Annotated in this window: 23 protein-coding genes; 15 read left to right on the forward strand and 8 right to left on the reverse strand. The window is 61.0% G+C overall.

The window, feature by feature from the left end:
• The first annotated feature begins 88 nt into the window (after positions 1-88).
• From BM229_RS14335 to BM229_RS14390, 12 genes are all read left to right on the forward strand, one after another.
• The gene (locus BM229_RS14335; RefSeq protein WP_167360264.1) at positions 89-1,237 is read left to right on the forward strand and encodes an efflux RND transporter periplasmic adaptor subunit; all 1,149 of its coding nucleotides are present in this window, start codon (positions 89-91) and stop codon (positions 1,235-1,237) included.
• Positions 1,230-4,313, forward strand: a complete 3,084-nt coding sequence (locus BM229_RS14340; RefSeq protein WP_093928320.1) for an efflux RND transporter permease subunit — start codon at positions 1,230-1,232, stop codon at positions 4,311-4,313. The genes BM229_RS14335 and BM229_RS14340 overlap by 8 nt, the downstream gene beginning before the upstream one ends.
• A gap of 330 nt (positions 4,314-4,643) precedes the next feature.
• Positions 4,644-5,624: a TAXI family TRAP transporter solute-binding subunit gene (locus BM229_RS14345; RefSeq protein ID WP_093928321.1), complete on the forward strand. Its 981-nt coding sequence runs from the start codon at positions 4,644-4,646 to the stop codon at positions 5,622-5,624.
• An 88-nt stretch (positions 5,625-5,712) separates the two neighbouring features.
• Positions 5,713-7,953 carry a TRAP transporter permease gene (locus BM229_RS14350; RefSeq protein WP_093928322.1) on the forward strand — a complete coding sequence of 747 codons (2,241 nt, stop codon included), beginning with the start codon at positions 5,713-5,715 and terminating at the stop codon, positions 7,951-7,953.
• 110 nt (positions 7,954-8,063) lie between these two features.
• Positions 8,064-8,975, forward strand: coding sequence for an AEC family transporter (locus tag BM229_RS14355; RefSeq protein ID WP_093928323.1), 912 nt, complete (start codon positions 8,064-8,066; stop codon positions 8,973-8,975).
• Positions 8,976-9,095: 120 nt separating this feature from the next.
• Positions 9,096-9,686: a TetR/AcrR family transcriptional regulator gene (locus tag BM229_RS14360; protein WP_093928324.1), complete on the forward strand. Its 591-nt coding sequence runs from the start codon at positions 9,096-9,098 to the stop codon at positions 9,684-9,686.
• Between the two features lie 2 nt (positions 9,687-9,688).
• Positions 9,689-10,768 (forward strand): efflux RND transporter periplasmic adaptor subunit, encoded by a 1,080-nt coding sequence (locus tag BM229_RS14365; protein ID WP_093928325.1) that lies wholly within the window; start codon positions 9,689-9,691, stop codon positions 10,766-10,768.
• A gap of 4 nt (positions 10,769-10,772) precedes the next feature.
• Positions 10,773-13,823, forward strand: a complete 3,051-nt coding sequence (locus BM229_RS14370) for an efflux RND transporter permease subunit (protein ID WP_093928326.1) — start codon at positions 10,773-10,775, stop codon at positions 13,821-13,823.
• Between the two features lie 190 nt (positions 13,824-14,013).
• On the forward strand, positions 14,014-14,928 hold the full coding sequence (gene osmF / locus BM229_RS14375) for a glycine betaine ABC transporter substrate-binding protein OsmF (protein WP_093928327.1): 915 nt from the start codon (positions 14,014-14,016) through the stop codon (positions 14,926-14,928).
• Positions 14,929-14,945: 17 nt separating this feature from the next.
• Entirely contained in the window at positions 14,946-16,112 is a 1,167-nt protein-coding gene (locus tag BM229_RS14380; RefSeq protein ID WP_093928328.1) for an ABC transporter permease, read from the forward strand.
• Positions 16,109-17,044: an ABC transporter ATP-binding protein gene (locus BM229_RS14385; protein WP_093928329.1), complete on the forward strand. Its 936-nt coding sequence runs from the start codon at positions 16,109-16,111 to the stop codon at positions 17,042-17,044. The genes BM229_RS14380 and BM229_RS14385 overlap by 4 nt, the downstream gene beginning before the upstream one ends.
• Positions 17,041-17,775: an ABC transporter permease gene (locus BM229_RS14390; protein WP_093928330.1), complete on the forward strand. Its 735-nt coding sequence runs from the start codon at positions 17,041-17,043 to the stop codon at positions 17,773-17,775. The genes BM229_RS14385 and BM229_RS14390 overlap by 4 nt, the downstream gene beginning before the upstream one ends.
• Before the next feature lie 3 nt (positions 17,776-17,778).
• Here BM229_RS14390 and BM229_RS14395 read toward each other — a convergent pair whose 3' ends face one another.
• The 3 genes from BM229_RS14395 to BM229_RS14405 form a co-directional block, all read right to left on the reverse strand.
• On the reverse strand, positions 17,779-18,474 hold the full coding sequence (locus tag BM229_RS14395) for a haloacid dehalogenase type II (RefSeq protein WP_093928331.1): 696 nt from the start codon (positions 18,472-18,474) through the stop codon (positions 17,779-17,781).
• A gap of 72 nt (positions 18,475-18,546) precedes the next feature.
• Entirely contained in the window at positions 18,547-19,851 is a 1,305-nt protein-coding gene (locus BM229_RS14400) for an NAD(P)/FAD-dependent oxidoreductase (RefSeq protein WP_093928332.1), read from the reverse strand.
• Positions 19,851-21,200: a glutamine synthetase family protein gene (locus tag BM229_RS14405; RefSeq protein ID WP_093928333.1), complete on the reverse strand. Its 1,350-nt coding sequence runs from the start codon at positions 21,198-21,200 to the stop codon at positions 19,851-19,853. The genes BM229_RS14400 and BM229_RS14405 overlap by 1 nt, the downstream gene beginning before the upstream one ends.
• A gap of 125 nt (positions 21,201-21,325) precedes the next feature.
• On the opposite strand from BM229_RS14405, the gene BM229_RS14410 reads away from it, so the two are divergent.
• From BM229_RS14410 to BM229_RS14420, 3 genes are all read left to right on the forward strand, one after another.
• Positions 21,326-22,069, forward strand: coding sequence for a GntR family transcriptional regulator (locus BM229_RS14410; protein WP_093928334.1), 744 nt, complete (start codon positions 21,326-21,328; stop codon positions 22,067-22,069).
• A 79-nt stretch (positions 22,070-22,148) separates the two neighbouring features.
• On the forward strand, positions 22,149-23,243 hold the full coding sequence (locus tag BM229_RS14415; RefSeq protein ID WP_167360265.1) for an alpha/beta hydrolase: 1,095 nt from the start codon (positions 22,149-22,151) through the stop codon (positions 23,241-23,243).
• Between the two features lie 95 nt (positions 23,244-23,338).
• Complete coding sequence (locus tag BM229_RS14420) at positions 23,339-24,256, forward strand: MYG1 family protein (protein ID WP_093928336.1); 918 nt, start codon at positions 23,339-23,341, stop codon at positions 24,254-24,256.
• 40 nt (positions 24,257-24,296) lie between these two features.
• On the opposite strand, the gene BM229_RS18270 is transcribed toward BM229_RS14420, so the two are convergent.
• The 5 genes from BM229_RS18270 to motA form a co-directional block, all read right to left on the reverse strand.
• The gene (locus BM229_RS18270; protein WP_093928337.1) at positions 24,297-24,635 is read right to left on the reverse strand and encodes a peptidoglycan-binding domain-containing protein; all 339 of its coding nucleotides are present in this window, start codon (positions 24,633-24,635) and stop codon (positions 24,297-24,299) included.
• Between the two features lie 67 nt (positions 24,636-24,702).
• The gene (locus BM229_RS18450) at positions 24,703-24,834 is read right to left on the reverse strand and encodes a hypothetical protein (RefSeq protein ID WP_276326648.1); all 132 of its coding nucleotides are present in this window, start codon (positions 24,832-24,834) and stop codon (positions 24,703-24,705) included.
• A 298-nt stretch (positions 24,835-25,132) separates the two neighbouring features.
• Positions 25,133-25,558, reverse strand: coding sequence for a hypothetical protein (locus tag BM229_RS14435; protein WP_139226293.1), 426 nt, complete (start codon positions 25,556-25,558; stop codon positions 25,133-25,135).
• On the reverse strand, positions 25,555-25,812 hold the full coding sequence (locus BM229_RS14440) for a hypothetical protein (protein WP_139226294.1): 258 nt from the start codon (positions 25,810-25,812) through the stop codon (positions 25,555-25,557). Before BM229_RS14440 ends, BM229_RS14435 begins: the two co-directional genes overlap by 4 nt.
• Positions 25,812-26,678, reverse strand: coding sequence for a flagellar motor stator protein MotA (gene motA / locus BM229_RS14445; RefSeq protein WP_093928340.1), 867 nt, complete (start codon positions 26,676-26,678; stop codon positions 25,812-25,814). The genes BM229_RS14440 and motA overlap by 1 nt, the downstream gene beginning before the upstream one ends.
• Between the last annotated feature and the right edge of the window lie 47 nt (positions 26,679-26,725).

The following is a 26,725-nucleotide window of genomic DNA, read 5'->3' on the forward strand; positions in this document are numbered from 1 at the left end:
AAACTTCCCAGCCCTGCGTATCAGCTTCAAGTCGGCTAACCGGGAAGAAATTGCGATGAAGCGAATTGCGGAGTTATTGCTCGGCTTAATGGCCGTGGCTGCTGTGACCTATTGGCTCTTTGGGGAGCGGCTGATGCCGTCCGAAGGTGCGGTCGCGGCGGAAGAGAGCGGCGCAGGTGCGGCTCCGGGTGGAGGCCGACCGGGCGGTGGGCGACCGGGTGGCAATCGCGCCGCCACAGTGACCATGCAATCCGTCGAACTTAGCCCCTATGTGTTGGAATATCAGGCCGTCGGCACGATCGAATCCACCGCACGCGTCGCGGTGGTGGCAGAGGCCAGCGGCCAAGTCGAAGAACTGCTGGTTGCACCGGGCGACCGGGTGACCGCAGATGCGCCGCTGCTACGGCTAGAGCAACGAACCCAAAAGCTTGATCTTAACAGCGCGAAGGCATCGCTAGCTGAGGCGGAAAATGCGCTGGAACGGGTGGAACGGCTAAGCGCGACAGGGTCTGTGGCCGTCACCTCGGTACAGGTCCAAGAGGCGCAGACGGCGACCGACCTCGCGCAGGTGGCAGTCGACCGCGCCGAATTGGCGCTTGATCGCCGCATAATCCGATCACCCATTGATGGGGTGGTCGGCCTGATTGACGCGCGGTTGGGTGACTATCTGAACGCGAACGCGCAGATCACCACCGTAAGTGTGCCCGAGCAGCTAAAGGTGGGCTTTTCCTTGCCCGAACGGGCCGTTGCCGTGCTGGAGCCGGGCCTGTCGGTGGATGTGCTGCTGCCCGCGCGTATCGGGCAGGTGTTTAAAGCGCAGATCACCGCGATTGATACTGAAATTGATCCAGTCACGCGGCTTATTGACGTCGAGGCGCAGCTTCAGGGCGATGTCACCGGGCTGCGCCATGGGATGATCGCCAATGTGGTATTGGTAGAAGAGCAAGAGGCGATGCCCGCGATCCCGGCCCTTTCGATCGCGTGGAGCCGCGAGGGCGCGTCTGTTTTCGTGGCCGAGCAGGGCACTGTACGCCGCGTGCCCGTTACCATCCGGCATCGTTTGGATGATCGCGTCTGGGTCGATGGCACGTTGGCTGAGGGCGATCAGATCGTCGTCGAAGGGGTGCAAAAGTTGCGCGAAGGTGGGCAGGTCCAGACGTTGCAATTGGCCCAAGCGGAAACCAAAAAGCGCAGAGCGCCTCGGCCCAGCGTGCAGGAGCCTTCTGTAAATGAGTAATCCCGCGCCCAAAGCAGGCTTTTCCAGTCTGTTCGTCAAGCGGCCTGTCTTGGCGGTTGTTTTGAACCTGCTGATCATCATCGCAGGTGCCGCTGCGTATCTTGGCGTCGATATTCGTGAGATGCCCAACGTCGATCAACCCGTTTTGTCGGTGCGCACTACTTATGAAAATGCCGCGCCTGAGACGGTCGATACCGAAGTCACGGAGGTGCTTGAGGATGCGTTAAGCGCACTGGAGGGGGTCGAAGCAATTTCCTCCCAGTCCAGCTTTGGCAGTTCGCGGATCACGCTGGAACTGTCGTCATCCGTGGATATCAACACAGCCTCGAATGAGGCGCGCGAGATCGTGGCGGGGCTTAGCCGGCAACTACCTGATGATCTGGAGCCGGAGGTTAGCAAGAACGATGCAGACGCCGATCCGATCATTCGTGTTGCCCTTTATGGCACGGCCAGCCTTGAAGACCTGTCTCGGCTGGCCGAAGACCGCGTTGCGACCGAATTGGGTGGCATTGACGGGATCGCCACGGTCGAGGTCGCGGGCACGCAGGAGTATGAGTATCTCGTGCGGTTGAACATGACCGCGCTGACGGGGCGGGGGCTTACGGTTGAGGATGTCTCCACCGCATTGGCACAGCTTGATAACAGCGCGGCCCTCGGCACTTTGGAAAGTGCAGATCAGAAACTGACCCTGAAACTCGCCTCAGAAGATGTGTTAGTCGAAGACATCGCCAGCCTGCGGATCGACAGGAATACCCGGTTGAGCGACGTGGCATTGGTGCAGTTGACTGCCGTGGACCGTACGGTTTTCTCGCGGGTGAATGAACAAGCTGCTGTGGCGATCAATGTCTATCGCCAGTCGGTCGCAAATACGCTGACCATCAGCCAAGACGTTGCTGCCGCCTTGGCTGATTTGCAGCTGGATATGCCCGATGGGGTGCAGATGATCACGACGGCCGATGACGGCATCTATGTCGAACAGGCGCTGGACGAGGTTGTAAGTTCAATCCTGCTGGCCGTGGTGATCGTGGTACTGGTGCTCTACGCATTCCTGCGTTCGTGGCGTGCAGTGCTAATCCCGGCGCTGACCATTCCGGTCGCGCTGATCGGGACATTGGCTGCGATCTGGATGGCGGGGTTTTCGGTTAACACAATCACGCTGTTGGCCTTGGTCTTGGCCACCGGCATGGTCGTTGATGACGCCATTGTCGTGGTCGAAAACGTTGTGCGTAAACGGCAAGAAGGGTTAGGTCGGTATGCGGCGGCAGCCGAGGGGGCGAACGAGGTCTTCTTCGCCGTCATCTCGACCACGGCCACATTGGCAGCGGTCTTTATCCCGATCTCGTTCCTGCCGGGGCAGGCGGGGGGCATTTTCCTTGAGTTCGGCTTTGTGCTGGCTTTCTGCGTGACGATCTCGTCTTTCGTGGCGTTGACGCTGGTCCCTATGCTGGCCGCCTTTTTGGACCCGGGCCGCACTGGGGAACCCGTGACGGAGGGCTCTGAGGGCGATGCCAGCCTGCTGGGTCGCGGCTTGCTTTGGCTGGTGGACCGCGCGCTTGCGTTGCCGATCTTGGTCGTTGCGCTGGCGCTGTGCTTTGGGGTCTTTTCAATCTCTCTCTATGGCTCGCTCAACAGTGCGTTGACCCCGACCGAAGACCGGGCAGCCTTCATGGTTCGGGCCCGTGCGCCATCGGGCGTGTCATCCAGCTTTACCGATCAGCAGGTGCAGCAAATCGAAAGCATGGTGGCCCCCTATGTCGAAAGCGGTGAGGTCGCGGCGGTACAATCCATCGTCGGGCTTGGCGGGGGGACATCGGCCTTTGTTATCGTGAAGCTTGCCGATTGGGCAGAACGGGACCGCTCGCAAGAAGAGATCATGGCCGAACTAAACCGCGAGTTTCAGGCGATCACCGGCCTCACCGTCTTTGCACGCTCGCCCAACAGCCTTGGTATTCGGGGCGGGGGCTCGGGCCTCACGGCGGCGGTGACGGGGACGAACCCTGCGCTGCTGACCGCGCAAGCTGAAAAGCTGGTCGCAGCCATGCAGGCGCAGCCCGCGCTGTTTTCAAGCGCGCAGCTTAGCGAAGAGGCCTATGTCCCTGAGATTGAGGTGACAATTGATGCCGATCTGGCGCGGGAATATGGGCTGACCCCTTCTGAGATCGACGCCACGATCAGCGCCATGACCGCCGGGGTAGAGGCCGCAGAGGTGTTTCTGAACGGCGAAGAGATCACGGTACAGGTCGAGCCGGGTGGCCGCCCGATTAATGATCCTGCCGACCTCAACACCGTGTCCCTGCGCGGTGATACGGGCAGTTTTCTGCCCCTGTCGAGCGTGGCGCAGTTTGAGCAGGTGGCGGGCCTGTCGCGGGTCAGCCGTGAGGAAGGCAACCGCGCTGTGGCGGTCCAAGCGGCCCTGCCCAGCGGGGTGGACATGGGCGAGGCGGCAGCGGCGCTAGAGGAACTGGCGCGCGATGTCTTGGATGAAGGCGTGACCCTTGTGTTCACCGGCGAAGCGGCCAGCCTAGAGACGGCTGAGAACGGCATCTATATGGTCTTCGGCATTGCGTTTGTCATCGTGCTCTTGGTGCTGTCGGCACAGTTCGAAAGCCTGATCTCTGCTGCCGTTATCATGCTGGCCGTGCCGTTCGGGCTGGGTGCTGCGGTGGTGGCAATCGCCGTGACGGGCGGCAGTCTGAACTACTATAGCCAGATCGGTTTGGTGCTTTTAGTCGGCATCATGGCCAAGAACGGCATCTTGATCGTGGAATTCGCAAACCAATTGCGCGAAGCGGGGGCCACGGTTGATGCCGCGATCCGCAGCGCCATGCGCCTGCGTTTGCGGCCTGTGATGATGACCATGGTTTCGACCGTGTTGGGTGGGGTGCCTCTGATCGCAGCCACAGGGGCCGGGGCCGAAGCGCGCATTGCCGTCGGCTGGGTCATCGTGGGCGGCCTTGGCTTCGCCACTGTCTTCACGCTTTTTCTGACGCCTGTGCTGTACCGAATTCTGGCACCGCTCGCCCCGGTTCCCGGCGCCCCGACCCGGCAGTTGGAGCAGGAGTTGGCTGCGGTGTAATGCGATGACCAATCCCGCGATCCTGAGCAATAGGGCCGCGTGTTAAAGCAGAAGGGCGGGCGGCGTGAGGCGCTCGCCCTTTTTCGTGCATGGGCGTCGGCGTTTAGGGCCGTGCAAACCGCCCGCAATCTTGGGGCAGCGCCAAGTTCAGGACATTTTGACCTATTCCTTCAGCAGAATGCTTCTTTGGTCCCGAACTGGGCAGCTGTGGCATTTTCGGTCTTGCCACTGAGGGTTGGAGTACATTTAACTAGCGCGGCAAGCTGAACACAGCAGCCGAGCGGGGCATCAAAAGCTTACGTTCGGTAAGGTTAATCAAGGGAGAGAGACATGAAATTCACCGCAATCCTCGCCGCCAGCACCATTCTGGCAGGCGCCGCCGTCGCACAGGACGTTGATAAAACCGGTTGGCCAAGCAGCTTTACCGTCGGCACCGCCAGCCAAGGTGGCACTTACTTCGCCTATGGCTCCGGCTGGGCGAACCTCGTGGCCAAAGAACTGGGTCTGACAGGCGGCGGCGAAGTCACCGGTGGCCCGATGCAGAACATGGCGCTGGTCCACACCGGCGAAGCGGCCTTCGGCATGACCACGATGGGCCCGGCGGCGGAATCTCTGGCAGGGACCAACCCCATCGCACCCGGTCTGGAAATGACCCAAGCCTGCGCGATGTTCCCGATGTACCAGACACCTTTCTCGGTGACCGCTCTGGCGTCTTCGGGGATCGAAACCGTGGCTGACATCCCAGCAGGGGCCAAGATCGGCTTTGGTCCGGCGGGCTCCACCTCTGACACTTATTTCCCGCGCATGATGGACACGCTGGGCGTGGAATATGAGCGCCGCAACGGCGGTTGGACCGATCTGGGTGGTCAGTTGCAGGATGGTCTGCTGGACGTGATCGCTTTTGCCGCCGGTGTACCTGTGCCAGCGGTCAGCCAGTTGGAAGTTCAGACCGATGTGAACATCATCGAGTTCACCGAGGAAGAGCAGGCCAAACTGCTTGAAGAATTCCCGGTATCCGAGTTCGCGATCAAAGCCAGCACCTACACCACGCTGGAAGCGGACGCGCGGTCGGTCTCCATGTGGAACTTCTCTATCGCCAACTGCGATCTGCCGGAATCCTTCGTGAAAGCGGCTGTCGATGTGGTCATGTCCGACAACGAGCGTATGACCGGCATCCACAAAGCGGCGGCGTCGACCCTGCCTGAGAACTGGGACAAAAACAAAGTCCTGAAATGGCACCCCGGTGCGGCGGCGTGGTTCAAAGAGAACGCGAATGCCGACATTCCTGACGACATGATCTACGGCAACTAAGCTAACGCCTAGACAAACTTGCATGCCGTCCCTAATCGGGGCGGCATCTTGCCATCATCCCGCATGATTGTCGGGAAAGGGAGCTTCCATGACAGACCAGCATAGCGCCGACCCTCAAGGCCCGATTGTCGCTGAAGGGGTTGATGACGAACCCGTAGAGAGCAACCGTCGCATATTCACCGGGCGCACCTATCTGGTCGTCGCGGCCATGTCGGCCATCTATGCGTTCTTTCACATGGCCGCGTTGAACGGCATGTCGATTGGTGAGCTTACCGGCATCCGCATCCCATTGTTGCCGACCTTCCCGATGGAGACATGGAACTTCCGCATCGTGCACATAGCGGGCGCGCTGATCCTTGGTTTCACGCTCTATTCCGCCCGCGGATTTGTCGATGAGGGCACGGGGCAGGGCCGTCATCCGCTGGATTTCGTGGCATGGGCTGCGATGATCCCCGCGCTTTATGCCATCTGGACCGCATGGGGCATCGCCAGTCAGATCAACTCCGGGGTGCAGTGGAATGGCATGAGCCCCGAGTTCAAGAACCTTGAAATCTATCACTACGGTCTGCCGCTGGTGGCGGCGACGGCCATTGGTATCGTTGTCGGCTGGCTTCGGGGCCGTGAGCGGGGGCAAGTCTCCCCTGCGGATCTGTTGCTGTCGGTCTGTGGGATCGCCGTGGCGATCTATCTGATCACCATGTACAGCACCTTGATGCGCAACTCGACGGGCACGCCCTTTGCGCCCATCGGCATCTCCATCGCCGCTGTCGCAGGCACCGCGTTGATCATGGAGCTGACGCGCCGGGTTGCGGGGCTTGCGCTGATCGTGATCTCGGGCATCTTCCTGATCTACGTTTTTGTGGGGGACATGCTGCCGGGCTTCCTGAATGCGCCCAACATCCAGTGGACGCGGTTCTTTAGCCAAGTCTACACCGATGCGGGCATCTTGGGGCCGACCACGGCGGTCTCTTCGACCTATATCATCCTGTTCATCATCTTCGCGGCCTTCCTTCAGGCCTCAAAAGTGGGCGACTATTTCGTCAACTTCGCCTTTGCCGCTGCGGGACGTTCGCGCGGGGGGCCTGCAAAGGTTGCGATCTTTGCCTCGGGCCTCATGGGCATGATCAACGGCACCTCGGCGGGCAATGTGGTGGCGACAGGGTCACTGACCATTCCGCTGATGAAAAAGGTCGGCTACCCGGCCCGTACCGCAGGCGCTGTCGAAGCCGCCGCCTCGACCGGGGGGCAGATCATGCCGCCGATCATGGGCGCAGGTGCCTTCATCATGGCCGAGATCACGGGCATTCCTTACACCGACATCGCCGTGGCGGCGATCATCCCGGCGGTGCTCTACTTCGTGTCGATCTACTTCATGGTGGATTTCGAAGCGGCAAAGCTGGGCATGCGCGGGATGCGTTCTGAAGAGCTGCCCAAGCTCAAGGACATGATGCGCCGGGTGTTCCTGTTCATCCCGATCATCATCCTGATCTATGCGCTGTTCATGGGCTATTCGATCATCCGTGCAGGCACGCTGGCGACAGCGGCGGCGGCGGTTGTCTCTTGGTTCACGCCTTTCCGCATGGGGCTACGCAGCATTGTCAAAGCCTTTGACCTTGCCGGGATCATGTCGATCCAGATCATCGCGGTCTGTGCTTGTGCGGGCATCATCGTGGGTGTCATTAGCCTGACCGGTGTCGGTGCGCGCTTCTCTTCGGTGCTGCTGGGTCTGGCGGAGGCAAGCCAATTCCTCGCCCTGTTCTTTGCCATGTGTATCGCCATTCTGCTCGGCATGGGCATGCCCACCACGGCGGCCTATGCGGTGGCGGCCTCGGTCGTGGCACCGGGGCTGGTGCAACTGGGCATTCCGCTGCTAACGGCACACTTCTTTGTCTTCTACTTCGCCGTGGTCTCGGCCATCACGCCCCCCGTGGCGCTGGCCAGTTACGCGGCGGCGGGGATTTCGGGCGCCAACCCGATGGAGACTTCGGTGGCGTCCTTCAAGATCGGCATCTCGGCCTTCATCGTGCCCTTCATGTTCTTCTACAACGGAGCGATCCTGATGGACGGCACGTGGTTCGAGGTGATCCGCGCCGGTGTTACAGCGATCTTTGGCGTCTATCTGCTGTCCTCGGGCATGCAGGGCTGGTTCGCGGGCAGCTTGGCCGCGTGGTTCATCCGGTTGGGTCTGGTCCTTGCGGCGCTGTGCATGATCGCGGGCGGTTTGGTGACCGACCTGATCGGCATCGCGATTGCGGCGTTGATCTTTGTCATCCAGCTGAAGTTCCGCCCCGCTGCAGACGCCCAAATCGCCGTGCGCGGCAGCGATTAACCCATGCCCCGGCCCTTCGGGGCCGGGGTGCCCTCAATTGAGGCGACTGCCCCTGTTGCATCCGGGCCAAGCGCCGCCTAGGGTCCGCGCGATCCTTCCGGGCGGTTAATATGTTCACTATCTTTCTGGCCATCGCGCCGGTCTTTGCGCTGATACTAATGGGCTATGGCCTGCGGCGGGGCGGCATCCCCTCAACCAAATTTTGGAACCTAAATGACCGGCTGGTCTATTGGGTGCTGATGCCCGCGCTGTTCTTTGCCAAGATCTCGGCGGCAGACCTCAGCGGGGGCCTCGGGGACTATGCCCTGCTGCTCTATGCCGGGTTCTTTGCGGCGATCCTTTGTGGGTGGCTGTTCGGGCGGGCCTATACCGCGCCGCAGGGCAGTTCGCTGATGCAGGGCAGCGCGCGGTTCAACACCTTCATTGGCCTTGCGATTGCCGAGGCGGTATTTGGCACGGCAGGCCTACAGATCGCCGTGCTCGGTTCGGCGCTGCTGGTGCCGGTGGTGAATGTGACGGTGGTGACACTGATGACCCGTCAGTTGGGCGGAGGCGGTAAATCTATCCTCAAAGGCTTGGTCAAGAACCCGCTGATCCTTGGCATCCTTGCGGGTGTGCTTTTCAACTTCGCGGGTCTGCACGAAGTGCCCGTCTTGCACGAAAGCGCGCGTATTCTGGGCGACGCGGCTCTGCCGATCATGCTGCTTTGTGTGGGGGCCAATCTGCGGCTGCGCGGGCTGTCGGGGTCTGTCTCGGTCATCGGGCTGTCGATTGTGGGCAAACATCTGGTGAACCCGCTGGCCGTGCTGCTGGCGGCGCTGGTGTTGAACCCCGCGCCGCTGACGCTGCAAATTGCCCTGATCTTTGCGGCTCTGCCAACCGGGGTGGCCAGCTATACGCTGGCGCGTGAAATGCGGGGAGATGCGCCATTGATGGCGGCGATCATCACCACGCAGACGCTGCTGAGCTTTTTCACGCTGCCGCTAACACTCTATCTAGGGAGCCTCATTTCTGCACTCTGAACGCGGAATCTGTGCAAAAACGCATTCGTGATCCACTTGGGCTTTGTGAGTCATTTTTTACATGTTGACATATTTGGTTCAAATGTCCAATTGCGGCTTAGCCAAAGCTTAGGATTCCCCATGACCGAACTTGAAAAGACCGTGCTTGACGCTGCGCTGCATGTCTTTTCGCGCTATGGGGTCAAGCGTACCAGCATGGGGGATCTGTGCGAAGAGGCGGGCGTCTCGCGTCAGACCCTCTACAACCGTTTTCGCAACAAGGACGACATCCTGCGAGGGCTCATCGGGCGCTATACCGAGCTTGCGCTTGAAGAGATCGCCGAAGAGTTGCCTCAGGCCCCCGATCTGGCCGCTCAGATTGATCTGATCTTTGACCGGATGGTGGTGCGGGGTTTTGACACGATGCAGGCGATGCCCAACGCCCAAGATTTTATTGATGGGGCAAATGCGGTCAGCCAAGAGGCGCTGCAATGCTCTGCTGGTCGGTTCCGCGCTGTTATTGCCGAGGTGCTCATGCCCCATGAAGGCGCAATCAACCGCGCAGGTATGACCGTCGAGGCCCTTGCCGATTGCCTTCAACGCGCCGCCAAGGCCGCAGGTATGCATGCGCAGGACCGTGCACATTTTCTCGCGCAGTTGCGCACCCTCAAACAACTATGTCTGACCGCCGCCCTCGGGCCTGTGCCGGATGCTACACATAAGGAAGACTGACCATGGCCAACTGGCTTAATGAGACGATACGCGTCGCAGGCGCGGGGCGACTGTTGGGGTTTGCGCTGACCCTAGCTGCGGCAGTGGCTGGCCCAATGGCCGCCGCGGCCGAAATGCCGGTGGTAAAGCTGGAAACGGTCAAGGTCAGCAACGCCGAGATGGAGCGCGTGTTTTTTGGCAAGGTGGTTGCACGTGAAACCGTGGACCTTGCCTTTCAGGTCGGCGGACAGATCGAGCAGTTTCCCGTCGAAGAGGGGACCACGGTCAGCAAAGACTCGGTCGTGGCGCGGATGGACCTAGAGCCGTTTGAACTGGCGTTAGAGCAGGCGCAGGCCAATGACGCGCAGGCCCGCCGCACGATGGAACGCTATCAGAAATTGGCCGGGTCGTCGGTTGCGGAGGTTAACCTTCAAGACGCCGAAACTGCCGTGACGGTGAACGACATCGCCGTACGCAATGCAGAACGCGACCTTGAAAACGCCACTTTGCACGCGCCATTCGATGCGATTGTGGCGTCGCGCTTGGTGCCCAACTACTCCACCGTCGGCTCTGGTACACCAGTGGTGCGCCTGCATGACATGTCAGAACTGCGGGTCGAGATCGACGTGCCTGAAACCTTGTTCCTGCGCGCGGGGCGTGATCCTAACGTGCGGTTCGTGGCAAAATTCCCGGCCAATTCGGAAAGCTACCCGATGGCGATCCGCGAGTATAACGCTGAAACCGCGGATATCGGGCAGACCTATAGCATCACCCTCGGGGCAGAGTTGCCCGAAGATTTTGTGCCGCTGCCCGGTGCCTCGGTCGAGGTGCGCGCCACGCTGAACATCGGCGGGCAAAGCATCATTGTCCCTGATTCCGCTATCGTCGTGGGTAATGATCGCGGCACCTATGTCATGGTGTTCGATCCCACCGGCGCACGGGAGGGGACGGTCACCCGCACCGAGGTTGAAATTACCCCGACTGTTCGGGGCGATGTCACGGTCAATTCGGGCCTTTCTGACGGGCAAGAGATCGTCGTGAGCGGCGCAAGCCAGCTTGAAGACGGGGCCGCAGTGCGCCGCTTTGTCGGCTTCGGAGACTGAGCGCATGGATATCGCACGCCTGTCCATCAACCGCCCGATCTATACGTGGATCATCATGCTGATCTGTCTTTTGGGCGGCATCTGGGGTTTCGCGACCCTTGGCCGTCTCGAAGACCCGGCATTCACCATCAAGACCGCTGTGGTCGTGACGCAATACCCCGGCGCCTCTGCCGAAGAGGTGGCGCTTGAGGTCACCGAGCCGCTAGAATCACAGATCCAAAAGATGTCCGAGATTAAGGACATCGAATCCATGAACCAGCCCGGTCTGTCATGGATCACGGTCAATATGCAGGACACGTTCGACGGGTCCGAACTGCCGGAAATCTGGACCAAGTTGCGCAACCGCGTGAATGAGGCCCCCATGCCAAGTGGGGCGTCTCAGCCCTATGTGAACGACGGCTTCGGTGACGTTTACGGGATCTACTATGCCGTCACGGCCGATGGTTACTCTGACGCAGAGGTGAATGAGCTGTCCAGCTACCTGCGGCGTGAACTGCTGCTGGTGGAGGGCGTGTCAGATGTGGCGCTGTCAGGCGTGCCGAATGAGGTGATCTATGTCGAGCCGCAGCTTGCGCTCAGCACCACGCTCGGCATTCCACCCACGGCGATTGTCGGTGCGGTTTCCAGCGCCAATGAAATTGTCGACGGGGGTGTCATTCAGGGCGACGAGGGACGCACGCTGATCCAGCGGCCCGAAGGGTCTGACAGCGTGTCTGAGATCGCCGCGCTGTCTGTAGGGGTTGGTGGTCAGGTGATTAACCTTGCCGATGTGACCAATATCTACCGCACCCGCGAAGCCGACCCTGAGCTTGTGATCCGACACAACCGGCAAGACGCCTTTACCGTCGGTGTTGCCGGCATCGCGACCGATAATATCGTCGACATCGGCAAACGGGTAGACGACAAGCTTGCGCAACTGCGCGAAACGCTGCCCTTGGGCATCTCGATTGAATCCATTTACCGTCAGCATACGGTGGTCGAAGAAGCGTCGAACGCCTTTCTGGTGAACCTTGCCATGTCCGTTGCCATCGTGGTTGCGGTGCTGGCCGTCTTCATGGGCTGGCGTGCGGCGGTTGTTGTGGGCTCTACCTTGTTGCTGACGGTGGTGGGCACGCTCTTTTTCATGGCGCTTGGCGCGATTGAGATGGAGCGTATTTCCCTCGGGGCGTTGATCATCGCGATGGGGATGCTGGTCGACAACGCCATCGTTGTGGCCGAAGGGATGCAGATCTCTATGCAGCAGGGCAAAAGCTCTCGCGAAGCGGCGACCGAGGCGGCAAGCAAAACGCAGATCCCGCTTTTGGGAGCCACGGTCATCGGGATCATGGCTTTTGCCGGGATCGGGCTAAGCCCTGATGCGACGGGTGAATTTCTATTTTCGCTCTTTGCTGTGATCGGCATTTCGCTGTTGTTGTCTTGGGTGCTGGCCATCACCGCGACCCCGCTTTTGGGGCACTACTTCTTTAAACGCGGGGCCGAAGGTGGTGCGGGCGGCTATGACGGGGCGATCTTTAGAGGTTATGCCGCCGTGCTGCGCGCGTCGCTCAAACTGCGTTGGCTGGTGGTTGCTGGACTGATCGCGGGCACGGTCGTTTGCTATGCCCTTTTTGGGCAGATCAAGCAGCAGTTCTTCCCTGACAGCAACACGCCGCTTTACTTTGTGCACTACAAATTGCCGCAAGGCTCTTCGATCCACCAGACGTCTAATGATCTGGCCGTGCTTGAAGATTGGCTGGCGGAGCGTGAGAACGTTGAGAACGTGACATCCTACGCGGGGCAGGGGGCGGCGCGTTTCATGCTGACCTATCAGGCCGAAGACCCCAACCCCAGCTATGGCCATCTCATCGTTCGTGTCTCCGATCTTGAGGTGATCCAAGACGAGATGAACGCGCTCGAAGAATTCGCGGTCGATGCCCTTCCCCAAGGAGAGTTCCGGGCCAAACGTCTGGCCTTTGGGCCAGGGGGCGGCGCACCGATCGAGGTGCGTTTCTCGGGCCGGAATCCTGATGTGCTGCGTGATCTGGCCGATGAAGCCATGTCGCGGATGCAGGCGGCGTCGGACAATATCATCACCCCGCGTCAGGATTGGCGCGAGCGTGAATTGGTGCTGCGACCAATCTATGCCGAAGAGCGCGCGCAGGATGCGGGTATCTCAAGGACTGAGATCACGGAGACGTTGCAGTTTGCCACCGAAGGCACCAGCGGTGGGACCTTCCGCGAGCGGGATCGTCAGATTCCCATCGTGATCCGCGCCCCACGGGACGCTGATTTGGCGCTGACGGACCATGTTCTTTATGAGCAAAACACCAATGCGCTGATCCCGATGGAGCAGGTGATCGACGGTTTCAGGTTCGAACCGCAGGACACACTGCTTTACCGCCGCGACCGGGCTGATGTCATCACCGTGGGGGCCGATATTCCACGGGGTGTGACAGCAGCGCAGGTCCAAGCCGAGGTGCAGGAAACCATTGAAGCGATGGAGATCCCCGAAGGCTATGCGATGGAGTGGGGCGGTGAATTGGAAAGTGCGGGCGAAGCGCAGGCCGCTTTGGGCAAGCAGTTGCCGTTCAGTCTTATCATCATGGTGCTGATCTCGGTCCTGCTGTTCAACGCGCTGAAACAGCCGATCATTATCTGGCTCTTGGTGCCGATGGCGGTCAACGGGGTCAGCCTTGCGCTACTCGGGACGGGGCTGCCCTTCACCTTCACCGCGCTTTTGGGGCTGTTGTCGCTGTCGGGGATGTTGATCAAGAACGGCATCGTGTTGGTGGAAGAGATCGACCTTACCCGTGCCGCTGATCCGACGATGGATTTGAAAGAGGCCATCGTGCTTGCGTCGACTTCGCGTTTGCGCCCGGTGTTCTTGGCTGCGGCCACAACCATTCTGGGGATGCTGCCGCTTTTGTCGGATGCGTTTTTCCAGTCAATGGCGGCAACGATCATGGGTGGATTGGCATTTGCTTCGGTCCTGACGCTGATCGCGGCACCGGTGCTGTACTTTATTTTCTTCAAGCGCAGTGCCGCACGCGAAGCCGAGGCAGCGAAGGCCGCCTAAGTAAAGCGATAATGAGAAAAAGGGCGCCTCTGGTCATGCCGGGGGCGCCCTTTTTCGTGAGCGCCACCTAGCGAAAAAATGAGAGCAGCACCGGATTTTCTCCTTGGTTTCGGTGACATGCCCGCTACCATACCGTTTTCAAATGGCGCTTCGCTGTGTTTGTTCATTGCTGTCAAGGAGTCATCTTCCGATGGGTACCCGCATTCTCTCTACCGCTGCCGCTGCTGGTCTTGCCGCCGCGCTTGCCTCTGCCGCCTCGGCGGAAATCACCGTTTCGTCGAAGATCGACACCGAAGGCGGCCTGTTGGGCAACGTCATCGCACTGGCGCTCGAAGATGCAGGCCTGCCGGTTGAGCGGCGTCTGCAACTGGGTGGCACGCAGGTCGTACGCGAAGCGATCCTGTCGGACCAGATCGACATTTACCCCGAATACACCGGCAACGCGGCCTTCTTCTTTAACGAAGCGGAAAGCGACGTCTGGAAAGACGCGGCCAAGGCCCATGCCCGCGCCAAGGAATTGGATGGCAGTGAGAATAACGTCACTTGGCTCGATTCCGCCCCGGCCAACAACACATGGGCCATCGCCGTGACCGGCCCGGTTGCCGAGGAAAACAACCTCACCACCATGTCCGATTTCGGCGCATGGGTGGCCGAGGGCGGTGAGGTCAAGCTCGCCGCTTCGACCGAGTTCGTGTCTTCCCCTGCCGTGCTGCCCGCGATGCAGGAGACCTACGGCTTTGAGCTGACCCAAGACCAGACCGTGATCCTGTCGGGCGGCGACACGGCGGCGACCATTCAGGCGGCGGCGCGTGGCACATCGGGCGTGAACGCGGCGATGGTTTACGGCACCGATGGCGGCGTGGGGGCCACGGGTCTGGTCGTGATGGAAGACGACAAGGGCGTGCAGCCGGTCTATGAACCCGCCCCCATCGTCCGCGCCGAGGTTCTGGAGGAATACCCCCAGATCGCCGAGGTACTGAACCCGATCTTCGCCGGGCTCGACATGGCAACGCTGCAGAAGCTGAACGGTCGCATTCAGGTCGGCGGGGAGCCTGCTGAGGAAGTAGCCCGCGCTTATCTGACCGAGACCGGGGTGCTGGACTGATCTCCGCCACTCGGACATTGACCAGCCCCGGCGTAGGGATTTCCGCGCCGGGGCTTTTGTTCGCCGTATTGGGCGCGGCGGCGCTTTGCGTGCCTTTCATGACCCTCGCCGCCAATCGGATTGTGGCGGGTGAAGGGGTGATGGCATGGGGCGTGGCCTCTTTGCCCGTTGTGCTGCCGGGGCTCGCCGCGATTGCTGCGGGTCTGATCATGGGGCTCCCCGCAGGACGGAACAGCCTGCGTATTGCAGGAGCGGCTTTGGGCGTCGGCGGTCTGCTGTGGCTGCTGACCCAAGGGGCGTCCGGTTTGCTGGCCGAGGCCGGTGACTATGCCCGTGTTTCGCCCTCGGTGAGCTTTTGGTGCCTGCTGGTCGTCTTCATGTTGCTCATGGCGGATGCACTTGCCGCGATGGCACCGGGGCCGCTGATGCGCGGCGGTGTTTTGGCGGCGGTGCTCGCGGTGCTGGGCGCGATCCTGTGGTCGGGAGTGCTGTCTGATCTGTCGGTGATGCGGGAATTCGCCAGCCGGGCGGATGCCTTTGGCCGGGAGTTCCTGCGCCACCTCGGGCTGGCCTTTGGCTCTCTCGCCGCCGCGGCGGTGATCGGCTTTCCGCTTGGGGTGCTGTGCCACCGCCTTGCCAGTCTGCGCGGTGCCACCTTGCCGGTGCTGAGCTTTCTGCAAACTATCCCTTCGCTTGCCATGTTCGGTTTAATGATCCCGATCCTCGGCTGGGTTGGGGCAAACTTGCCCGGCGCGCGGGCGCTTGGCATTGCGGGCATCGGCTTTGCGCCCGCCTTTCTCGCGCTGGTGCTCTATTCGTTGCTGCCCGTGGTCGGCAACACGGTGGCGGGGCTCGCATCCGCCCCGCCTGCGGCGCTTGAGGCCGCGCGGGGCATGGGGATGACGCCCCTTCAGCGTCTGTTGCGGGTAGAGTTCCCGCTGGGCCTTCCGATCATCCTGACCGGGCTGCGCATCGTATTGGTGCAGAACATCGGGCTGGCGGTCATCGCCGGCCTGATCGGCGGCGGCGGCTTTGGCACGTTCGTCTTCCAAGGGCTGAACCAGACCGCGACCGACCTGATCCTGCTGGGGGCCCTGCCGACCGTGGTGCTGGCCCTGACGGCGGCCATCGTGATGGACATCCTGGTCGAACTGACCCGCAAGACCCCAAAGGACAGCGCATGATCGAGATCGACCGCATCACCAAGACCTATGGCGACATTCGCGCGGTGGATTCCGTGTCGATGACGGTGGAGACGGGCACGATCACGGTGATCGTCGGCACCTCCGGCTCAGGGAAAACGACGCTTTTGCGGATGATCAACCGGCTGGAGGAGCCGACCTCGGGCGAGGTGCGGATCAACGGCGACTCCACCCTGTCGGTCAAGCCGCATATCCTGCGGCGGCGCATCGGCTATGCCATCCAAGGGCACGGGCTATTCCCGCATCACACCGTGGGGCGCAACATTGGCGCGGTGCCGCAACTGCTGGGCTGGCCCCGCGACAAGATCGCAGCGCGGGTGGATGAACTGCTGGCGCTATTCTCGATGGACCCCGCGCAATTCCGCGACCGCTATCCGGCGGAGCTTTCGGGCGGGCAGCAGCAGCGGGTCGGCGTGGCGCGGGCCTTGGCCTCGCGGCCCGACCTTTTGTTGATGGATGAACCCTTTGGCGCGCTGGACCCGATCATCCGCACCCGCGCGCAAGAAGACCTGCGGCACATCCAGCAGCGGCTGGGCTCGACCATCATGCTGGTGACCCACGACATGGAAGAGGCGATCCGGCTCGGCGACCGGGTGGCGGTCATGGACGGTGGGCATCTGGTGCAACACGGCACGCCTGCCGAGATCATCGCCGCACCCGCAACGGATTTCGTGGCGGATATGGTCGGCGATGTGGAGCGGCCCCTGCGCCTGCTCTCTCTGATCCCCGTGGCTGAGTTGGTCGAAGAAGGCACAGCCGAGGGCGAAGCGCTGTCAGCTGACGCCAGCCTACGCGACGCGCTCTCGGCCTGTCTGTGGTCCGGGCGCGGGGCGGTGCCGGTCGCAGAAGATGGCGTGCCATTGGGGCGCGTGACGCTGGATGCGATCCGCGCGCGGGCCGGACAGCACGCATGAAAATCGGGTGGATCCTGCGGCCCCTGTTGGTGGCGGCCTTGCTGGCCTTGGTCCTGCGGCCTGAGTGGTTCACGCCGCTGCTTGCGCCCTTGGCCCCGGCAAATGGTCCGGTGATCTATACGCGCGCCTCGCTCTTGTCGCTGTCGCTGAGCCATCTGGCGCTGGTGGCCATGGCCTCGGCTGCGGCGACGGTGGTGGCGGTGACGCTGGCGATCCTTGTGACCCGGCCTGCGGGCGCGGCGTTCCGCCCGCTGTCGCGCACCATCACTAACATGGGGCAGACCTTTCCGCCCGTCGCGGTTCTGGCGCTGGCCGTGCCCGCCTTGGGCTTTGGCGCAGGGCCAACGCTGGTGGCGCTCTTTCTTTATGGGCTTCTGCCGATTTTCGAGAACGCGGTGACGGGGCTGACCAATCTGCCGCCCGCAACGATGGAGGCCGCGCGCGGCATCGGGCTGAGCCGTTGGCAACGACTGTGGCGGGTGGAGCTGCCGCTGGCCCTGCCGGTGACGCTGACGGGCATCCGGCTGTCGGTCGTTATCGCGCTTGGCACGGCGACCATCGGCTCGACCGTGGCGGCGCGGACCTTGGGTGAGGTGATCATCGCGGGACTGCTGACGAATAACACCGCCTTCGTGGTACAAGGCGGGCTGGCGGTGGGGCTGTTTGCGGTGCTGATCTATGACGCCATGGTGCAGCTTGAAACGCGGCTGGCGCGGCGCATGGGCGGCTGAGGCTCAGCCCCCGTTCGCGGCGATGATCTGCTTGACCAAGTCCACCAGATCGTCCGAGAGGTAGTGCGGCTGCGGCACGTTTTCGGCCTTAATCAGGTTGTTGTTGGGGCGGGTCAGAAAGGCCCCCTGACAGCCCGCCGCCTGCGCGCCGATGGCGTCCCACAGATGGCAGGCCACCATGCAAAGGTCATCGGTTTGTAGGTCCAACGCATCGGCCACCATCTGGTAGGTCGCCGGATGGGGTTTGAACTTTGCCACCTCATCAACGCTAAAGCTGCGGTCGAAGAAATCAGCGATGCCAGCTTTCTCTAACGGCGTGGGCGCGGGGGAGGGGGGCGAGTTGGTCAGCGTGACCAGCCGGAAACCTGCCTCGCGCAGCCTGCGCAGGGCGGGGGCGACATCCGGATGGGCGGGCATGGAGCCGATGAGCGATTTTAACTCGGTCACGTCATCATCACTGATCGTCACGTCCTTGTTCGCGCCGACCATCCGCAAGACACCCCCCGCCAGCGCACCGAAGGGGGCATATCGGCTCGAGAGGGTCATGGTCTGCGAATAGAGGATCAGCTCGGCAAACCATTCGCGCAGGACCGAGGCGTCGCCGAACACCCGCGCGAACAGTGGCTCCAGCGTGGTGATGTCGAGCAGGGTCTCGTTCACGTCGAAGACGATTGTAGAGACGGGCTTTTGATCGGGCATGGGGGTCCTTCCTGTCACGGCGGGCGATGCGCCCGGTCATTGTGAAGAAACCGTCAGCCCTGTCAAAAGGTTTCAAACCCCCAAACGGTCGCGCAGCCCGTACCACCATGAACCCATCACCGAATAGGGCACGCGCAACATGCGCCCGCCGGGGAAGGGGAACCACGGCACATTGGCGAATACATCAAACCGGGTCAGATCGCCGTCGATCGCTTCCGAAAGGATGCGCCCGAAGGTATGCGAGCCGGTCACGCCATGGCCGCTGTAGCCGTGCGCGAAATAGGTGTTGTCGCCGATCCGGCCCATCTGCGGCACGCGGCTGAAGGACAGGGCGAAGTTGCCGCTCCAGGCATAGTCGATCTTTACGTCTTTGAGTTGGGGGAAGACTTTGTCCATGTTGCGTTTGAGCTTGGCCTTGATGTCGCGCGGATCGGCGCCGCCATAGACGGTGCCACCCCCGAAAAGCATGCGTTTGTCGCCCGACAGACGGTAATAATCGAGGATATAGCGGATATCTTCGACGCAGGCATCAGTGGGCAGCAGCGCGTGAGCCTGCGCCTCGCTGAGTGGTTCGGTGGCCATGACTTGGGTCGAGACGGGCATCACGCGCGGGGTCAGGGTGGGTACCACATGGCCCAGATAGGCGTTGCCGCAGAGAACCAGCGTCTTGCAGGTCATTGTGCCCTTGGCGGTTCTGACCACGGGGCGTGGGGCGGTGTGATCCACATCCGTGACGGGGGACATCTCATAGATCGTGCCGCCGTTCTTCTCAAACGCTGCCGCTTCGCCGAGGGCGAGGTTCAAGGGGTGCATATGGCCGCCCGAATGGTCGATCAGCCCGCCTTCATAGAGGTCGGAATTGATGTGGGCGCGCAGTTGATCCTTGTCCAGCATCTCTTGATTGTCGATGCCGTAGCTCTGCCAGAGCTTCTGCCGCTCCTCCAACTCGCGCATATGCGCGGCCGTGAGGCCGGTGAAGATGTTCTTTCCCTTGAGATCGCATTTGATGTCATAGGTGTGGACCCGATCGCGGATGATCTCGCCGCCTTCTTGCACCAACCCGGCCACGAAAGTCGCCGTGTCCTGACCATAGCGGCGCTTGATCGTTTGCAGGCTGGCGTTGAGCCCGTTGACGATCTGACCGCCGTTGCGCCCCGAGGCCCCCCAGCCCACGCGCGCGCCTTCGATGATGGCGACTTTGTAGCCCTTTTCGGCCAAATGCAGGCCGGTCGACAGACCGCTATAGCCCGCGCCGACGATACAGACGTCGATCTCATGATCGCCCTTGAGTTCGGGACGTTCGGGCGACGGATTGGCCGAGGCCGCATAGTAGCTTGACGTATGGCTGCCGTCACCGGCGTAGGGGGGACGAGACATCAGACGATCTCCAGATAGGTGTCATATTCGAAATGGGTCACTTGCCGCGCGAATTTGCGCAGCTCTTGGGTCTTGCATTCGACCATCATGGTCTGCAACCGGGCGGAGAAGATGCCGGGCACATCCGGCCCTTTTCGGAAGGCATCAATCGCCGTGGCCCAGTCGAGCGGCAGGTTGTCGAGCTTCATCGTATAGGCGTCGCCGGTGATCGGGGCGACGGGCTGCATGTCTTGCTCGATCCCCAAAAGCGCGCCGCCCAAGATGCTGGTCAGCACCAGATAGGGGTTCGCATCGGCCCCAGCGACGCGATGCTCGATACGGCGGGCCTTGGCGTCTCCGCCGGGGATGCGGATCGCGGCGGTGCGGTTCTCATAGCCCCAGGCGACATTGGTCGGCGCATGGGCGCCCGGCAGCAAGCGGCGATAGGAGTTTTCATGCGGCGCGAAGGTCAGCGTGTTTTGCTGCATCGTTGCCAGCAGACCGGCCACGGCGTTGAGCATCAGGGCCGTGCCCTCATCCCCGCCATTGTCGAAGACGTTGACGCCGTTTTCATCGACCAGCGAGAAATGCACGTGAAAGCCGCTGCCCGCCAGATCGCCATAGGGTTTGGCCATGAAAGTTGCGGCAAAGCCATGTTTGCGGGCGATGCCGCGCACCAGACGTTTGAACAGCACCGCGTCATCAGCCGCGCGCAGCGGATCGTCCACATGGCGCATGTTGATCTCGAACTGCCCCGCCCCGTTTTCCGAGATCGCCGCATCCGCCGGGATGCCCTGCAATTCGCAGGCGTCATAGACCTCGTTCAGGAACTCATCGAAGTGCTGCAACTCGTCCAGCGACAATGCGCCGTCGGAATCCAGCCGCTTGCCGGTCACCGGAGAGCAGGGCGCCTGCGGGTGATCCTCGGACGGATCAACGAGGTAGAACTCCAACTCGGTCGCAACCACGGGGGTGAGACCACGTACCTTGAACTTGGCCGCAACTTCGGCCAGCGCGCGGCGCGGATCGCCGGGGAAGGGGGTGCCGTTTTCCTGACGCATCCACAGCATCGCCAGCGCGGTCGGGCGCGAAGTCCATGTGATGGGCATGAGGGGCCGTCCCGTGAAATCGCACAGCCCGTCGGAATCCCCAGTCTCAAACACCAGTTCGCTATTTTCGACATCTTCGCCCCAGATATCCATGCCGACGATGGACAGGGGCATGCGCAACCCGCCTTCGACAACCTTGGAAACCTGATCCGCCGGCACCCGCTTGCCGCGCATGGTTCCGTTAAGGTCGCAGACACAGGCAAAGATCGATTCGATCTCTGGGTGTTGCGCCAGCCACGCTTCGGCTTTGCTCTGAGACATGGGATTCCTTCCGATATCGAAATCAAAAAATGTGATACCATTTGTTAGAACGTAATATCAATATTCGCTTGTCTGTCAATTGCCCTCTACCTTATGGTCGCCCCTGAAAGACCGAAGGCGGCAAGATGATCGAGACGGAAAACGACGCGCTGAATATTCCCGAAATCCCCGAGATATCGGGGGCGACGACGCAGGAATATGTTTACGCGCGGCTGCGCAACGCGATCATGCTTGGGGCGATCACGCCGGGCACGTCGCTGACCATGCGCGGCATTGCAGAGCGGTTGCACCTGAGCCCGACCCCGGTGCGCGAAGCGGTGCGGCGGCTGAGTTCGGAGCACGCAATTCAGATCAAGGACAACCGCCGCCTGACCGTGCCGTTGATGACGCTCGACCGGTTCGAAGAATTGGTAGCCCTTCGGATCGCCGTTGAAACCCACGCTGCCCTGCGCGCTTTGCCTTACATTTCGGACATCGTGATCGGCAAACTGACCGAGATTGACGGCAGCATGGACCGTTTCGTGGCCGAGCGGGATTCAGACCAGTTAACGCTGCTGAACCAAGCGTTTCACCGCATTCTCTATACCGTAAACCCCGCGCAATCGTCGCTGCCGATGATCGAGAGTATCTGGCTGCAGCTTGGCCCTTTTCAGCGCCAGGTGATCACCGAAGTTGCGGAGTACTATCAGATCGATCGTCACAAAGAGGTGCTGGCGGCGCTGACCGCGCGTGATGGCGATGCGCTGAGTGCTGCCATCGCCAATGACATCCGCGATGGCGTTTTGGAGACGGGCCGCAGCCTGCTGGCAGCGGCGGAGGGCGGGGATATGGCGCTGCCGGATGTCTCGGGTGCAACTGGTCAGGTCTGATGCCAGCCTCGTCACGGCCTTTTGCCTATGATTTCGCTGGAAGAATAGGCTAGAACGGCGGCGAAAGATGGGGGCAGGGATGCGCAATACTCAAAGTCAAAATCTTGGTGGCATCGGCATGCGTGCCCTCTGCGCGGTGATGTTCATCGCCCTATCGGCCTGCGCACCGCGCCCGGGTGGAGAGACGCTGACCGTCGTGTCTGCCGCCCAGCCCACGGGAAAGAGCGTTGCGATCACAGTCGCCTCTACCCGTGGCCGCGAAACAGAGACGGGCGATTACACAGACGCCCGCGCACATCAGATGAACTTTGAGCGTTTCACCATTGCCATTCCGCCGAGCCATGAGGCAAGCCGGATCGAATGGCCAGAGGAGGAGCCAGACCCCAGCCGCAGTTTTGCAGTGACAGCCCGCGAGCCTTTGTCTGCGCTTGAGATCCAGCGCGGAGCGGGGGGGCGGCAAGACGTGATGGTTTTTGTCCACGGATACAACCAAACCTTCCCGGAATCTCTCTTTCGCCTCGCGCAGGTGGCCGTAGATGGTGATTTGCCCGAACAACCGATCCTCTTTGCTTGGCCCTCGGCGGGGACGGTGGTGGGCTATGTCGCTGACAAAGACGCGGCGGCCTATTCGCGCGATGAGCTTGCCGCGGTGCTCAGCACCCTTGCCGCTGATCCTGATGTGGGAAAGATCACGCTTTTTGGCCATAGTATGGGGGGATGGCTGGTGGCAGAAACCCTGCGCCAGTTACGGCTTTCGGGCAAAGATGCCGTGATCGAAAGGTTAAGCGACGTGGTTCTTGCCGCGCCGGATATCGACGTGGATGTGTTCCGCAAACAGATTGAGGTTATCGGCCCGCTTGAGCCACCTATGGCGATTCTGGTTGCCCCCGATGACCGGGCGCTGCGCATTTCTGCGGGGCTTGCCGGGGCGCGGCCTAGGGTTGGTCGGACCAATGCCAGCACCCCTGCGGTTCAGGCTTTGGCCAAGAAAAACGGCGTTCAGCTGGTCGATATTTCGGGCATCGGGGCGGTGGATGGCACCCATCACAACCGCTTTGCGTCTCTCGTGCAGTTGATCCCAGAGCAACGCGATGGTCTGACCCAAACCCGTGCGCAGGTGGGTGCGTTTATCCTTGATCCCGTTTCAGCCACGCTGGTGGCGCTTTCGCGCTAAGACCCGCCGCTTGCACTTATGCTGCGCCCCGCAGTATGGGGGCGAACGCGATGATCCCGATACCTCTTTTTCCAGCCTTAGCGGAGCCTGTCCCCATGACTATTACCCATCTCGTCACCCACTCTGGGGGCTTTCACGCGGATGAGCTTTTGTCCACTGTCATTCTTACCCGGCTTTACCCTGAGGCAACGCTGCTGCGCAGCCGTGATGCGGATTGGATCACCCCCGGCGCGGGGCGGATCATCTATGATGTGGGCCGCGACTATGACGCCGACGCACTGATCTTTGACCACCACCAGCGCCCCGGCCCGTTGCGCGAAGATGACCAGCCTTTCAGCTCTTTCGGGTTGATCTGGCAGCACTATGGCCGCGATTATCTGCGCAGCTTTGATGTGCCTGAAGCGGATGTAGATGATATTCACCGCAGTTTCGATCAGGGGTTTGTCCTGCCCGTTGATCTGATTGATAACGGCGCGTTGGAGCCTTCGGTGGCAGGGCCTCTCGCTGGGATGACGTTGCCGGTGCTGCTGGAAACGCTGAAACCTGTCTTTGACGAACGGGGCGAGAATGCCGACGATCGCGCCTTTATGGCGGCACTTCCGGTCGCGCGCGCCTTTGTAGAGGCGGCGATCAAGGGCAAAGCCGCCAAGCGGCGCGCCGAGGCGATGGTGATGCAGGCGATTGAAGCGGCAGGCACTGGCCGTGTGCTGGAACTGCCCAGCGGGATGCCCTTCCGCTCGGCAGTGGAAAAGGCCGGGGCGGATCATCTATTGTTTGTCGTGCATCCGCGTGGCGAAGATTGGGCGCTGACGACGATCCGAAAAAGTGGCGACAGTTTTGAGGCCCGCGCCGACCTTCCCGAAGCTTGGGCTGGGCTGACGGATGCCGATCTTGAGGCAGCAAGCGGTGTGAGTGGCGCCAAGTTCAGTCACAACGCACGCTTCATCGCCGTGGCGGCAAATCGCGAGGCGGTTCTGCGTATGGCCGAATTGGCGGTTCAGGACGTGGTGTAAGGCCGAGGCCCGCAAGGGCGCCTCGGCAAGGTTCAGCGGTTTACATGTAAGCGTCTGAGGTCAGGAAGAACATCGTTTCGCTGACCTGCACCTCAGGTGCGAATGTCCATGTCGGGGCATGACGCTGATAGCGGTCGGAGGCCATGAGCGCGCGAAAGGCGGCTGCGGTTCCCGGCCCCCATGCGCCATCAATCGCGCCATTGTAATAGCCCGCATGCTTCAGACTTTCTTGCACCATGCGCCGCGCGCCAAGGTCGCGGCTTTGGAACAGCGCCTGAACTTCGGTAAGGGTGACGTGAAATGATTGCGCATAGGATGGCGCGGGGCTGACCGATGCAGCACCAATCGCCGCGGCGGCTAGAAAACCTCTACTTTTCATTGCAGTTCCTTTCGGGAAAAAACGGGTTGGGGGAAAACGGGGTCAGTGATGCAACCCCGGGGAGCGTTTAGGCGGGCATAGACGGTGTGCGTTTCGACATCATCGCGGCGATGACGCCCCAGATGATCGACAGCGGCCAAGTGATCAACGCGCCAAACCCCAAGGTGACAGCGCCGATGAGAATGGCCAGAATAATCATAACGACACCGCCGGCGACGGTGGCATAGGGCAATCCAAGAGGGCCAAAAAGAAACGTGAGGAAGAACGCCGCGACGACGCTCTTCTGCGGCTTAGCGTGAACAATCGTTGTGGTGTGTGTAGGGGCATCAGCGATAGATAGGCTCCTGTATAGATTAAATAAATTTCTCCGATGCCGCCGTAACGGCGACAAACTGAATGCGATGTTAATGAAATGCAATTGCGGCGTTTTCTAGGCCGATATTCGCCAATTAGGGGAATTTATCGAAAAACCTCCCGTACGCCGGGAGGTGTCGTTACTACCGTTGATCTTCCAGCCAGATCGATAGGAAGCCTTCGGCTTGAGCGGCAGTTTCGGCTTGTTCCAGCGCCAGTTTGCGGGTTTCGGTGCGGCGAGTGCGGATCAGGTCTATGCGCTTGGCCTCGGCGAAAAGATCGTTCAACCGGTCGTGGATGCCCGCACTATCCGCGCGTAACCGCTCGGCTTCGGCCTCTTTGCGATGAATCGTCTCTGACACGTTACGGATAAAGGCCGAGACGACCCGCGTGGATTCCACGGCATCGGGATCGCCCCGGTCGTTAAGTTGCTCCATGAGGGTATGGCGTTCGTTCTCGATTTGGCTGAGGGCGCGGTTCACCTCGACCATTTCCAGCGCCACATTCTCCATCTCAAAACGCTTTAGGCGTGAGAGCACAGCAAGCCCATCACCGCGCCGAGGCTTCACTGGCGCACGCCCTGAGATAGAACGATTAACCGTTCGCGCATCCGTTCCAGTATTTCGGGATCAAGGAGCGGTAGCCCCTCCATCGGGGCGACGTGGCCGATTACTCCGTGGCTGCGCATAGAGTTGGGGAACTTCGCCTCAGCGGCTTCGGCTTCTTGGTCGACCTTCTCCTCGCCCTTATCCTTGGCGGCACCGGCGGCCAGCGCTGGCCCGGCCAGCAGTGCCATAAACGCGAACAGGGGCAGGCGGGCCATCATACGGCAGGCAATTCGCGCTGCGAGGCCTCCACGGCAGAGAAATTCGGCTGCTTCGTGGTGGGAATGTTGCCGCGGCCCAGTTCAATACAGATGCTGGGCGGGTGGCCAGCAACGATGGCGACGATCACATCACGGATCACAGTATACATCGCGCTGTCTTCTTCTTCGATCTGCTCTAGACGGCCAGCAATGGGCTGTACCATGCAATAGGCAAGGAAAACCCCAAGGAACGTGCCGACCAAGGCGCCCCCGATCATCGCGCCAAGGATCTCTGGCGGTTTGTCGATTGAGGACATGGTTTTGATCACGCCCAGAACCGCTGCAACAATGCCGATGGCGGGCAAGCCGTCGGCCATGCTTTGGATCGCGCTGGCAGAAACCAGCGATTCATGGTGGTGCTTTTTGATCTTTCGGTTCATCACGTCTTCCATCTGGAAGCGGTCATCGAACTGCATCGACATCATGCGGAAGCTGTCGGCGATAAGGTCGGTGACGAAGTGGTCTTTCGTCAGCTTTGGATAACGCTGGAAGATCGGGCTCGCTTCGGGATTTTCGATATGCTCGTCCATCGCAACGATGCCCTTGGTCTTATAAAGGCGCGCCAGTTCGAACATCAGCGCCAGCAGATCATTGTAATCCGCCGCCTTCCAGCGCGGCCCTTTAATGACCCGCAGAACCCCGCCCAGCGACGACTTTACCACCGAAAATGAGTTGGCAATTACAAAAGCACCAAGTGAAGCGCCGCCGATCATCATTCCCTCGTAGGGCAGGGCATGCAGAACGATGTCCATATTGCCCCCCGACAGCATGAAGCCGCCAAAGACCAAACCAAAGACCATTACAAGACCAAGCAAGAGTGTCATTGCTGCACACGCCTCCAAAAAGAAACTATTCTTACTTTATCCTTGAG

This window comes from Sulfitobacter dubius, assembly GCF_900113435.1.
Taxonomy (GTDB): domain Bacteria; phylum Pseudomonadota; class Alphaproteobacteria; order Rhodobacterales; family Rhodobacteraceae; genus Sulfitobacter; species Sulfitobacter dubius.